The 12036-nt window shown below is 63.4% G+C and carries 8 protein-coding genes, 1 pseudogene and 2 riboswitches; of the genes and pseudogenes, 6 read left to right on the forward strand and 3 right to left on the reverse strand.

Annotated elements, in window-relative coordinates:
* Positions 1-102: 102 nt before the first annotated feature.
* On the reverse strand, positions 103-801 hold the full coding sequence (locus ACRHIG_RS21510) for a phosphatase PAP2 family protein (RefSeq protein WP_489627839.1): 699 nt from the start codon (positions 799-801) through the stop codon (positions 103-105).
* Positions 802-963: 162 nt separating this feature from the next.
* Positions 964-1536, reverse strand: a complete 573-nt coding sequence (locus ACRHIG_RS21515; RefSeq protein ID WP_489627840.1) for an ATP-dependent Clp protease proteolytic subunit — start codon at positions 1534-1536, stop codon at positions 964-966.
* A gap of 169 nt (positions 1537-1705) precedes the next feature.
* Positions 1706-1792, forward strand: a riboswitch (glycine riboswitch).
* Positions 1793-1820: 28 nt separating this feature from the next.
* A riboswitch (glycine riboswitch) is annotated at positions 1821-1926 on the forward strand.
* Positions 1927-2000: 74 nt separating this feature from the next.
* On the opposite strand from ACRHIG_RS21515, the gene gcvT reads away from it, so the two are divergent.
* From gcvT to gcvP, 3 genes are all read left to right on the forward strand, one after another.
* Positions 2001-3122 (forward strand): glycine cleavage system aminomethyltransferase GcvT, encoded by a 1122-nt coding sequence (gcvT, locus tag ACRHIG_RS21520; RefSeq protein WP_489627841.1) that lies wholly within the window; start codon positions 2001-2003, stop codon positions 3120-3122.
* A 69-nt stretch (positions 3123-3191) separates the two neighbouring features.
* Positions 3192-3572: a glycine cleavage system protein GcvH gene (gcvH, locus tag ACRHIG_RS21525; protein ID WP_131378684.1), complete on the forward strand. Its 381-nt coding sequence runs from the start codon at positions 3192-3194 to the stop codon at positions 3570-3572.
* Positions 3573-3690: 118 nt separating this feature from the next.
* Positions 3691-6591 (forward strand): aminomethyl-transferring glycine dehydrogenase, encoded by a 2901-nt coding sequence (gene gcvP, locus ACRHIG_RS21530; protein WP_489627842.1) that lies wholly within the window; start codon positions 3691-3693, stop codon positions 6589-6591.
* A gap of 218 nt (positions 6592-6809) precedes the next feature.
* Here gcvP and ACRHIG_RS21535 read toward each other — a convergent pair whose 3' ends face one another.
* Positions 6810-6968 (reverse strand): hypothetical protein, encoded by a 159-nt coding sequence (locus ACRHIG_RS21535; protein WP_489627843.1) that lies wholly within the window; start codon positions 6966-6968, stop codon positions 6810-6812.
* A 145-nt stretch (positions 6969-7113) separates the two neighbouring features.
* Between ACRHIG_RS21535 and ACRHIG_RS21540 the strand changes: the two genes are divergently transcribed.
* The 3 genes and pseudogenes from ACRHIG_RS21540 (at position 7114) to mgtA (ending at position 12023) form a co-directional block, all read left to right on the forward strand.
* Complete coding sequence (locus ACRHIG_RS21540) at positions 7114-8331, forward strand: Bcr/CflA family efflux MFS transporter (RefSeq protein WP_489627844.1); 1218 nt, start codon at positions 7114-7116, stop codon at positions 8329-8331.
* Positions 8332-8356: 25 nt separating this feature from the next.
* Complete coding sequence (locus tag ACRHIG_RS21545) at positions 8357-8872, forward strand: TetR/AcrR family transcriptional regulator (RefSeq protein WP_489627845.1); 516 nt, start codon at positions 8357-8359, stop codon at positions 8870-8872.
* A gap of 467 nt (positions 8873-9339) precedes the next feature.
* A pseudogene (mgtA, locus tag ACRHIG_RS21550) lies at positions 9340-12023 on the forward strand (magnesium-translocating P-type ATPase).
* Positions 12024-12036: the final 13 nt, after the last annotated feature.

The following is a 12036-nucleotide window of genomic DNA, read 5'->3' on the forward strand; positions in this document are numbered from 1 at the left end:
GCCTATGCTGGCGGTTGAATTATCGGCGAACCCGGTTCATATTCAGTTCAGATGCACCATTGCGACGGCAGCCTGGCCGCTCGCCGCAAAAAAAGTGGTTCATCATACCATTTCCTGATGCTTTTCTGGCCAAAAAACCGTAGCGCCAGGTGCCTGCTGGCAGCGGATCAGGGGCCGGGCGGCCATCCTGCGCCAGTTTCCAGTCCGCGCGGGAAAAACGCGCTCATGGCCGGACAGCACCATGGCCAGTTTTTGCAGCCATTGCTCGGTCGGCATGGGTTCGGCCTTGAAGCTCAGCACCACCATCAGCGCCAGGCTGGCCAGGGCCAGCGCATGGCTGACGGCGAAATTGACGGCGCCACGGGCATTCCACATGAAGCCCAGCGCCAACGCCAGGCCCAGCACGCAACCGCTGACGGCTTCCGACACGCTGTGCGCATGCACGGCCACGCGGGAAATGGCCACCAGCACGGCAAAAGCCACGCCGACGAGCACGCCGGCATGGCGCCAGCGCGGTTCGGCCCGCTGCAGCAGCACATACATAAGGACGGGAAACACGGCACCGGCGCGCATGGCGTGGCCGCTGAAACCCGTAAAGTCGAGCGTGCTGCTGCCCACGCCCCAGCTCATGAAGGCCAGCTTCGACAACACCACGAGGGCCAGACCGCCGCCGTACCACAGGCTCCAGCTGAGTACCAGACGCCACTGCCGCGACACGAGCAGCCACAGGGCGATCGCCACGCCAGCCGGCCCCATCACGGACATGTCGGCCGCAAAAGAAATCCCATTCCACCAAGTCATCGTGCCTACGCTTATTTCATGATCAGCGTGCACTATGCCACGACTGACCCTGCTTGCACCCGGGTTTTCATCAACTACGGGCAAGAATTACATTCCATTACAATTTCCACCTCGAAAATTGCCATAAGAAAATATTCTCGCGGATGCCCCACCGGCGGCGCGTCAGATATTCGTCAGGCGCTTGCCCTTGGGCGGCGCAAAGTCGCGGATCGATTCGACCATGCCCACTTCCAGCGCCTGGTCGGCCGTCAGGTGCAGGTCGGAATACGCATGCACCTGCCACTGCTCGTCCGTCAGGTTGACGTGGCCGCGCAGGATGCGCTCGGTGCGCATGTCGTCGGCGCGCAAGCCCTCGACGATGATGCTCAGCGCATCGGGGCGCGAACCAGGCGAGGCTGTCGCATGCGACTTGTGCACCATGAAGCGGGCCGTGTCGCTGGCATGGCGGTGCCGTCCCGACAAGAACAGGGTGACGGCGATGGACGCCACGGCGCCCGCGTTGTAGGTAATGATGTCGAGCGGCAACTTGCTGAGGAAGTTGTACAGACAGATGCCATCGCTGACGTAGCCGCCGTTGGACTGGATCAAAATGTGCGCGGTGGTGAGCTTGTCTTCCGTCATGTCGGCGGCGGCATTGAAGACGCGCCGCACCATGTCGCTGTTGACGTCTCCCGAGAGGGTAAAGTAACCGTGCTGCTCGGTGTTGTTTTGCGTCTCGCTTTGTGTAGTGTTCATGGCAGGCACCCGCAAGAAAGCCAGGATTTCATCATAGCGCATTCCCGCGCGGCCGGGCGCCCTTTTGCACCGGGCCAGCACCCCTCCCAGCCCCGCAAACCGGGACTTTTGCTGCAATTTGGCAACGTCTTTTCAGATTGACAGAAACACCCTGCTGGCATATATTCCTCCCACTTGATCGGGAGAGGGCAATCCAGCGTTGCCGCCGAAGGGGCACTACCCAAAAACTCTCAGGCAAAAGGACCGATCAGGCGGACTGAAGCTGTTGCTTTGGCGACACGTTTTAGCTCAACTCTGGAGAGCGGCCGCGGCACATGCCGGCGGCCCACCGAAGGGGCGCACGGGGCAAGCCCCCGTAATCTCTCAGGTACAAAGGACAGGGGGGTCAGTGATCACGCTGGAAAGCCGTGTTTGGCTATTCTATGTTTTGTTAACTTCCCCTTTACCTTCGTCCCGAGGAATCCATGACGCTCAAAGCGACCCCACTCAACAACGCCCACCGTGCCCTCGGCGCCCGCATGGTCGATTTCGGCGGCTGGGACATGCCTGTCAACTACGGCTCGCAAATCGAAGAGCACAACGCCGTGCGCGGCGACGCCGGCATGTTCGACGTGTCCCATATGTGCGTGGTCGATATCGAAGGCCCGAACGTGCGCGTCTTCCTGCGCGGCTTGCTGGCCAATAACGTCGACAAGCTGCAAGTGTCGGGCAAGGCGCTGTACTCGTGCATGCTCAATGCCGAAGGCACCGTCATCGATGACCTGATCGTCTACTTCTTCAACGAAAACTGGTTCCGCCTCGTCGTCAACGCGGGCACGGCTGAAAAAGACGTGGCGTGGATGCAGCAGCAAAACACCAATACCAACAGCGGCCTGACGATTACCGAGCGCCGCAATGCCAACAATCCGATGGCCCTGGTGGCCGTGCAAGGCCCGAACGCGCGCGCCAAGGTGTGGCAAGTGCTGCCGGAAACGCAAGCCGCGTCCGAAGCCATCAAGCCGTTCAACGTCGTCATCGTCAAGGATACGGCCTTCGGCGAAATCATGCTGGCGCGCACCGGCTACACGGGCGAAGACGGCTTTGAAATCGGCGTGGCCGCCACCCAGGTGGAAGCGCTGTGGAACGCCCTGGCTGCCGCAGGCGTCAAGCCGGCCGGCCTCGGTGCGCGCGACACCCTGCGCCTGGAAGCAGGCATGAATCTGTACGGCCAGGACATGGATGAAACCGTCAATCCGCTCGACGCGGGCCTGGCATGGACCATCGACCTGGTCAGCGAACGCGATTTCATCGGCAAGGCCGCCCTGCTGGCCAAGGGCCAGAACGCGCAATTCGTGGGTCTGATCCTGCGCGAAAAAGGCGGCGTGCTGCGCGCGCACCAGAAAGTCATCATCGCCGGCAGCGACGCCACGGGCGAAATCACCAGCGGCACCTTCAGCCCGACCATGCAGGAAGCCATTGCTCTCGCGCGCGTGCCGAACGGCGTGAACGTGGGCGACAGCGTGCACGTGGAAATCCGCGGCAAGCAGCTGGCCGCTTCCGTCGTCAAGCTGCCTTTCGTGCGTAACGGTAAAATCCTGGCTGCGTAAGCGATGAGAGCCGCCCGCAAGACCGTACAACCATAATCAATAACGAACACTTACCATCTGGAGCCACACATGAACATTCCTGCAGACCTGAAGTACACCGCTTCCCACGAATGGGTACGCCTTGAAGCCGACGGCACGATCACCGTCGGCATCACCGAGTACGCGCAGGACGCCCTGGGCGACATCGTCTTCGTCGAACTGCCAACCGTGGGCAATACCTACGGCGCCGGCGACGACGCCGCCGTGGTGGAATCGGTCAAGGCAGCGAGCGACATCTACGCGCCGATCGCCGGCGAAGTCGTGGCCGTCAACGACGACGTGGTCAACTCGCCTGAGTCGATCAATGCCGACGCCTACGCCAACTGGCTGTTCAAGATCAAGCCAGCCGACGTGTCGGCCCTGGACGGCTTGCTCGACGCTGCCGCCTATGGCGCCACCACCGGCGCGTAATCGCGTTTGATTCACGGGCCGCGTTTGCGGCCCGTTTGCATTTAATTTTGTAGCGATACCCCGCCGCCGCGCCCGCGCGCCGCATCCCGGTTTTTCAGTCTTTTTTGGCCTCTATATCATGACCCGCACCAGCCTGACCCAACTCGAAGCACGCGATGCCTTCATCGCCCGCCACATCGGCCCTTCTGCCACCGAACAGCAAGCCATGCTGGCGACCCTCGGCTATCCATCGCGCGCCGCGCTGATCGACGCCCTGGTACCGGCCAACATCCGCAACAAGGGCGCCCTGCCCCTGGGCGCGTACTCGCAGCCGATGCCGGAACAGGAAGCCCTGTCGCGCCTGAAAGCCATCGCCGGCAAGAACCAGGTGCTGAAATCCCTGATCGGCCAGGGTTACTACAACACGTTCACCCCTGGCGTCGTGTTGCGCAACATCTTTGAAAACCCGGCCTGGTACACGGCGTACACGCCTTACCAGCCAGAGATTTCGCAAGGCCGCCTGGAAGCGATTTTGAACTTCCAGCAAGTGATCACGGATTTGACCGGCATGGGCATCTCGAACGCCTCGATGCTGGACGAAGGCACGGCCGCCGCCGAGGCGATGACCCTGATCCAGCGCGTGGGCAAGTCGAAGTCAAACGTGCTGTACGTCGCCAATGACGTGCTGCCGCAAACGCTGGAAGTGGTGCAGACGCGCGCCCAGCCGATCGGCATCGAAGTGCGTACCTTCGACCCGGCGGAAATCGAGTCGCTGGACGCCTGCTTCGGCGTGCTGCTGCAATACCCTGGCGTCAACGGCTTAGTCCGCGACTACCGCGCCGGCGTGGAAAAACTGCACGCGAATGGCGCCATGGTCATCGTCGCGGCCGACCTGCTGGCCCTGACCATGCTGACGCCGCCGGGCGAATGGGGCGCCGACGTCGTCGTCGGCAACAGCCAGCGCTTCGGCGTGCCGCTCGGCTTCGGCGGCCCGCACGCAGGCTATCTGTCCACGCGCGATGAATTCAAGCGCAATATGTCGGGCCGCCTGGTGGGCGTGACCGTCGATGCGCAAGGCAACAAGGCCTACCGCCTGGCCCTGCAAACGCGCGAACAGCACATCCGCCGCGAAAAAGCGACGTCGAATATCTGCACGGCGCAAGTGCTGCTGGCCGTGATGGCCTCGATGTACGCCGTCTACCACGGCCCTGCCGGCCTGCTGCAGATCGCCCAGCGCGTGCACCGCTTTACGGGCGTGCTGGCGGCGAACCTGAAGACCCTCGGCTATGGCGTCGTCAACGCGAGCTATTTCGACACATTGACGATCAACGTCGCCGATGCGGCGCAGCTGCACGCGACGGCCATGCACCACGGCGTCAACCTGCGCAAGATCGACAACACCCATGTCGGCGTGTCGCTCGACGAAACCACCACGCGCGACGACATCGCGCTGCTGTGGAAGGTGTTCGCGCACGGCCTGGCCAACGCGCCTGCCGCGCCTGACCTGGACGCCGTCGAAGCAACTGTCACCAGCGCGCTGCCGGCGCAGCTGGCGCGCGAGAGCGCCTACCTGACGCACCCCGTCTTCAACAGCTACCACTCGGAACACGAAATGCTGCGCTACCTGCGCAGCCTGGCCGACAAGGACCTCGCGCTGGACCGCACCATGATCCCGCTCGGTTCGTGCACCATGAAGCTGAACGCGACGAGCGAAATGATTCCCGTCACCTGGCCCGAGTTCTCGAACATCCACCCGTTCGCGCCGGACGCGCAAACGGTGGGCTACCGCGAAATGATCGCGCAGCTGGAAGAAATGCTGTGCGCGCTGACGGGCTACGCGGCCGTCTCGCTGCAGCCGAACGCCGGCTCGCAGGGCGAATACGCGGGCCTGCTGGTGATCAAGGCCTACCACGAGTCGCGCGGCGAAGGCCACCGCAACATCTGTTTGATCCCGTCGTCGGCGCACGGCACCAACCCCGCATCGGCCAACATGGTCGGCATGCAGGTCGTCGTCACCAGCTGCGACGCCAACGGCAACGTGGACCTGGCCGACCTGAAAGCCAAGGCGGAAAAGCACAGCGCCAACCTGGCCTGCGTGATGGTCACCTACCCGTCCACCCACGGCGTGTTTGAAGAAGGCATCCAGGAACTGTGCGAGATCATCCACTCGCACGGCGGCCAGGTCTACATCGACGGCGCCAACATGAATGCACTGGTCGGCGTGGCCGCTCCCGGCTCGTTCGGCGGCGACGTGTCGCACCTGAACCTGCACAAGACCTTCTGCATCCCGCACGGCGGCGGCGGACCAGGCGTCGGTCCGATCGGCGTGGGCGCCCACCTGGCGAAATTCCTGCCGAACCAGCGTTCCTCGGGCTACCAGCGCGACGTGGCGGGCATCGGCGCCGTCAGCGCCGCGCCATTCGGCTCGGCCAGCATCCTGCCGATTTCGTGGATGTACATCGCAATGATGGGCGCGGAAGGCTTGACGGCCGCCACCGAGACGGCGATCCTGGCGGCGAACTACATCGCGCGCCGCCTGGCGCCGCACTACCCCGTGCTGTACTCGGGCCACGACGGCCTGGTCGCGCACGAGTGCATCCTGGACCTGCGCCCGATCACGGACGCCACCGGCATCAGCAACGAAGACGTGGCCAAGCGTTTGATGGACTTCGGCTTCCATGCGCCGACCATGAGCTTCCCCGTGCCGGGCACCCTGATGATCGAGCCGACGGAAAGCGAATCGAAAGTGGAGATCGACCGCTTCATCGACGCCATGATCGCCATCCGTGCGGAAATCGCCAAGGTCGCCAGCGGTGAATTCGACCACGACGACAACCCGTTGAAGAACGCGCCGCACACGGCACAGGTATTGATGTCGGACAGCTGGGAACGCAAGTACAGCCGTGAAATCGCGGCCTACCCCGTCGCTTCCCTGCGTCAGCGCAAATACTGGCCGCCGGTCGGCCGCGCCGACAACGTGTACGGCGACCGCAACCTGTTCTGCGGCTGCGCGCCGATCAGTTCCTACGAAGAGGAATGACGCCAGACCAAACCTACTGCGCGTCGCGCTTTGCGGCCGGCGATGCTCACCGTACTAGAGTACGGTTGCGCTTCTCGGCCACAAATCACTGACGCTCGCTACGGTTTTGTCAGGCGTCGAAACTCAGCAATCAAGAAATGAAATCCCGGCAAAAGCCGGGAGTATTAAATTAAAACAGAACGGCAGGCCGCAAGGTCTGCCGTTTTTTTGTGCGCGCTCTACAGCGCCAGCAAGACGGCGCCCGGCAGCCCTAGGGTAGTGCCGAGTATCGTCAGGCACACGACGTCGCGCCGCTCGCAGCGGCTGCGGTGCGAACTCCAGGCCGCAAACAGCAGCGCGACCGCCACGCCGCTGAGCGAAATTCCCACTTCCGTCATGCCGACTCTCCCCTCATAGTTTCTTCTCTCATCGTTCTCATCCTTTTCATTGATCGAGCAAACTACCTACCGGTAGGCAGTGAGTGTACAATAAAAAAGACGGCAGTGTCCATGCCCCGTTTTTTTGATAGATGAAGGAATCGCAATGCAGCAGCAAACCACTCTCCCCGCCGCCAGTCTCGGGCTGGCGGCTTCCCTGGCCCTGGTGGCCGTGCTCGGTCCGGCCGGCATCGACATGTACCTGGCCTCGATGCCGGCCATGGCGCGCGAGCTGCACACCTCGTATGCGAACGTGCAGCTGAGTTTGACTGTTTTCCTGCTGGCCCTGGGCGGCGGGCAGCTGCTGTGCGGGCCGCTGACGGACATGCTGGGCCGGCGCCGTCCATTGCTGGCCGGCATCGCCGTCTATATCGCTGCCGCCGTATGGGCGTCGCAGGCGGATCAATTGACCACCCTGCTGCTGGCGCGCACGGTGCAAGGCCTGGGTGCGGCGCTGACCCTGGTCGTGGTGATGAGCATGGTGCGCGACGTGGCCGATGGGGTCAAAGCGGCGCAGCTGTTCGCCCTCCTGATGACCATCGTGGGCCTGGCGCCCGTGCTGGCGCCCGCCGTGGGCGGCTTGCTCGACGCGCACTACGGTTGGCGTGCCGTGATGCTGGCCCTGGCCGCGCTGGGCGCCTTGACCCTGCTCAATAGCGCCTTGTTCCTGCCGGAAACCTTGCCGCCAGCACGCCGCATTGCGCCGCAAGGCATGCACCGCACGTATGCGCGCATCGCGCTCGACCGCGCCTTCCTGCTGCCCGCGCTGGCCCTGTCGGCCGCCTTCTTTTTCCTGTTTGCGTATATCGGCGGCGCCTCGCTCGTGTACCAGCGCGATTTCGGCCTGTCCGCCGGCAGCTTCGGCCTCGTGTTCGGCGCGACGGGCGTGGCCGTACTGCTCGGTGCCATGGCCAGTGGGCGCCTGGTAAGCCGCCATGGCGTGGCGCGCTTGAGCGTGGCGGGCAGCCTGGCCATGCTGGGCGGTGCGGCACTGGCCCTGCTCGGTGCCTGGGCCGGAGGGGGAATCATGGCCGTCGTCCCCGGCATGTTCGTGGCCCTGTTTGGCCTGGGCATGGCGGAAGCGGCGCTGATGGCCATGGCCATGGGCTCGCAGCAGCGCGCGCTCGGTTCCACGGCCGCCCTGCTGGGCGCCATCCAGATGAGCTTATCGTCGCTGGCCACGCCGCTGGCGGCCGGCCTGTCCGAACGGGGGCCGCTGCCCTGGCTGCTGTTCTTGACCGTGGCCGGCCTGCTGGTATCATGGCTGACCCTGGCCACTGCGCGCAGCCATCCGGCACACGCCACCAGCCTGGGAGCGCACTGACGCTTCACCCAACTACTACCCTCATATGAAGAAACGCTCGGCCTCGGCCGATAACATCTGCGCCGTCGCCGTCGTGCACTTTTCCGAACACGGCTACGACGCCTCCTCCCTCAACGACATCGCCGCGCAGGCGGGCATGCGCAAGGCCTCGCTGTACTCCCACTTCGCCGGCAAGGACGCCCTGTTTCTGGACGTGTTTGCCGACGCGCTGGCCGAAGAGCAAGCCTTCATGGACGCCTGCTTCACCGACGAGGCTACGCTGGCGGCACCGGGCGGCCAGCTGGCCGGTTCCCGGTACTGCGACCGCATGGCACAGCGCTATGCCGATTCGGCCCATCTGCGCTTTTTGCTGCGCACGGCGTATCTGCCGCCCGCCCCCTGCGCGTGGAAGTCGGCACGGGCTATGAAGCCTTGCTGGCGCAATTGCAGCGGCACTACGTGGCCAGCCTGGGGCGATTGGCGCCCGTCCTGCCGCCGCAACGCATCGACCTGTATGCGCAAGCCTATCTGGGCATCGTCGACAGCCTGCACGTGGAGCTGATCTACGCTGGCGGCGCCGCGCTGCAGCAGCGCCATGCGGCCCTGTGGCAGATATTGTCCGATTCGCTGGCGATGGCATGACAGCGGCCGATACAACAACCACATTACACTTTGGAAACCTAAGATTTCTTCAGTTGACACTCTTGCAGCACGTGCATAAGATGCCCCCATTATTCATTTACGGAGTCCCACGTGGGTACTTGTTCTAGTGACAGTAGCCGATCTTGTATCGGCGATTGCCTCGGCAGCTAAACAGCAAGCAACGCGGAATCCCGTTTCCTCCGTGCCTTGCTGAGCAAGGTGCGGTGTCTCGCGCGGCCAGTCCGGCTGCGCGCCTCTCCCTCCCTCTTTCCGATCGCGACCGGCTACTGACCCGGATTGCCCGCCAGCACGATTGTGTCCTGGCGGCACGCAAGTCTTGCCTGCGGCTGCGCCGCCCGTCAACACCTCGTCGTGAAAGGAAGAGCAATGAATCTCTTCACCCGCTTATTCGAATCGTTCCTGCGCAAGCGCCACACGGCTGGCAACTTCCGCCGCCGCGCCATGCCGCTGGAAAACAGCACGGCCCGGCCCGTACCCGACCACCTGGCGCGCCAGCTGCTGGCCGCCGCGCATGAAGACCTGGACAGCGCCCTGAACCGCCTGCACACGCGCCTGGAAGGCTTGCGCGATGCCGAGGCACAAGTCATCGGCGCGCAAACGGGGCCGAACGAGGTCGAGCATGAGAAACCGCTGGCCTGGTACCAGCACCTGTGGCTGTGCTACAAGAATCCGTTCAACCTGCTGCTCACCGTGCTGGCCATCGTGTCCTACCTGACGGAAGACCCGAAAGCGACCATCGTCATCGGCACCATGGTGATTTTGTCGACCCTGCTGCGTTTCGTGCAGGAAGGCCGCTCGAACCGGGCTGCCGAACGCCTGAAAGCCATGGTCAGCAATACCGCCACCGTGCTGCGCAATGGCCAGCAGGTCGAACTGCCGATCCGCCAACTGGTGCAGGGCGACATCATCGTGCTGTCGGCCGGCGACATGATCCCTGCCGATTGCCGGCTGCTGTCCGCCAAAGACCTGTTCGTCAGCCAGGCCGCCATGACGGGCGAATCCTTGCCGGTGGAAAAGATGGCCGAACTGGCCGATGCCCATGGCAAAGACCCGATGGAACTGGCCAATCTGCTGTTCATGGGCACGAATGTGATCTCGGGCGCGGCCACGGCGCTGGTCTTGGCCACCGGCAACCGCACCTATTTCGGCACCATCGCCACGCGCGTGACGGCCACCGAGCGCACGCCCACGGCGTTCGAGGCAGGCGTGAACAGCGTCAGCTGGCTCCTGATCCGCTTCGCCCTCGTGATGGCGCCGCTCGTGTTCCTGATCAATGGCTGGACCAAGGGCGACTGGATGGAAGCGTTTCTGTTTGCCCTGTCCGTGGCCGTGGGCCTGACGCCGGAAATGCTGCCCATGATCGTCACCAGCACCCTGGCCAAGGGCGCCGTGAAACTATCGAAAAAGAAGGTCGTCGTGAAGCGCCTGGATGCGATCCAGAACTTCGGCGCCATGGACGTGCTGTGCACGGACAAGACGGGCACCTTGACGCAGGACAAGATCGTGCTCGAGCGCCATACGGACGTGTTCGGCCAGCCGTCCGATGAAGTACTGCAATTTGCCTACCTGAACAGCCACTACCAGACGGGCCTGAAAAACCTGCTCGACCGCGCTGTGCTCGACCATGTGGAGTTGCAGACGGAAATGCAGCTGGCCCGCGATTACGTCAAGGTCGATGAAATCCCGTTTGATTTCGTGCGCCGCCGCATGTCCGTCGTCGTGTCTGAAAAGAATGACCACCATGAACTGATCTGCAAGGGCGCCGTCGAGGAAATCCTCGCCGCCTGCAGCCACCTGCGCCTCGGCGGCGTCAACATTCCGCTCGACGCCGCCCTGCTGGACAAGGTATTGGAAACCACGCATGGCCTCAATGCAGAAGGCTTGAGAGTGGTGGCCGTGGCCGTCAAGGAAGTGCCGCCGCATAAAACCGTGTACGGTGTGGCCGATGAAACGGCGCTGACCCTGATCGGTTATGTCGCCTTCCTCGATCCGCCGAAGGAATCGACGGCGCCCGCCCTGCGCGCGCTGGCGGAACATGGCGTCACCGTGAAAGTATTGACGGGGGACAACCACCTGGTGACGGCGAAGATCTGCCGCGAAGTGGGCCTGGCCGTGCATGGCGTGCTGCAAGGCCCGCAACTGGACGACATGGATGACGCCACCCTGGCCAGGGCGGCCGAGGACAACACGGTGTTTGCCAAGCTCAGCCCGCTGCACAAGGAGCGCCTCGTGCGCGCCCTGCGCGGCAATGGCCATATCGTCGGCTTCATGGGCGACGGCATCAACGACGCGCCCGCCCTGCGCGCGGCCGACATCGGCATTTCCGTCGATTCGGCCGTCGATATCGCCAAGGAAGCGGCCGACATCATCCTGCTGGAAAAAGCCTGATGGTGCTGGAGGAAGGCGTGCTGGAAGGCCGGCGCACCTTCAGCAACATGCTCAAATACATCCGCATGACGGCCAGCTCGAACTTCGGCAATGTGTTTTCCGTACTGGTGGCCAGCGCCTTTCTACCGTTCCTGCCCATGCTGCCGCTGCACTTGCTGGTGCAAAACCTGCTGTATGACGTGTCGCAGATCGCCATCCCGTTCGACAATGTCGACGCCGAACTGATCCAGCAACCGCTGAGCTGGAACCCGCGCGACATCGGCCGCTTCATGGTATTCTTCGGGCCCATCAGCTCGATCTTCGACATCAGCACGTTTATCCTGATGTGGCATGTGTTTGGCGCGAATACCCCGGAACAGCAGACCCTGTTCCAGTCCGGCTGGTTCGTCGTCGGCTTGCTGACGCAGACGCTGATCGTGCACCTGATCCGCACGCCCAAGCTGCCCTTCATCGACAGCATCGCGTCCGTGCCCCTGCTGGTGGCGACCACCGCCATCATGGCCGTGGGCGTGTTCCTGCCGATGGGGCCGCTGGCGACCTACTTCAAGCTGCAAGCCTTGCCACTGAGCTATTTCCCATGGCTGCTGGGCATCCTCGTCTGCTACACCGTGCTGACGACGTTCATGAAACGCGTGTATCTGCGCAAATTCGGCTGGCAATAGTATGATGAGCCGC

The organism is Janthinobacterium sp. C22 (genome assembly GCF_057919405.1).

Bases quoted from the DNA above. Each gene is read 5' to 3' on its own strand.
- ACRHIG_RS21510 (WP_489627839.1), bottom strand. From the start codon at position 801: ATGACTTGGTGGAATGGGATTTCTTTTGCGGCCGACATGTCCGTGATG.
- ACRHIG_RS21515 (WP_489627840.1), bottom strand. From the start codon at position 1,536: ATGAACACTACACAAAGCGAGACGCAAAACAACACCGAGCAGCACGGT.
- gcvT (WP_489627841.1), top strand. From the start codon at position 2,001: ATGACGCTCAAAGCGACCCCACTCAACAACGCCCACCGTGCCCTCGGC.
- gcvH (WP_131378684.1), top strand. From the start codon at position 3,192: ATGAACATTCCTGCAGACCTGAAGTACACCGCTTCCCACGAATGGGTA.
- gcvP (WP_489627842.1), top strand. From the start codon at position 3,691: ATGACCCGCACCAGCCTGACCCAACTCGAAGCACGCGATGCCTTCATC.
- ACRHIG_RS21535 (WP_489627843.1), bottom strand. From the start codon at position 6,968: ATGACGGAAGTGGGAATTTCGCTCAGCGGCGTGGCGGTCGCGCTGCTG.
- ACRHIG_RS21540 (WP_489627844.1), top strand. From the start codon at position 7,114: ATGCAGCAGCAAACCACTCTCCCCGCCGCCAGTCTCGGGCTGGCGGCT.
- ACRHIG_RS21545 (WP_489627845.1), top strand. From the start codon at position 8,357: ATGAAGAAACGCTCGGCCTCGGCCGATAACATCTGCGCCGTCGCCGTC.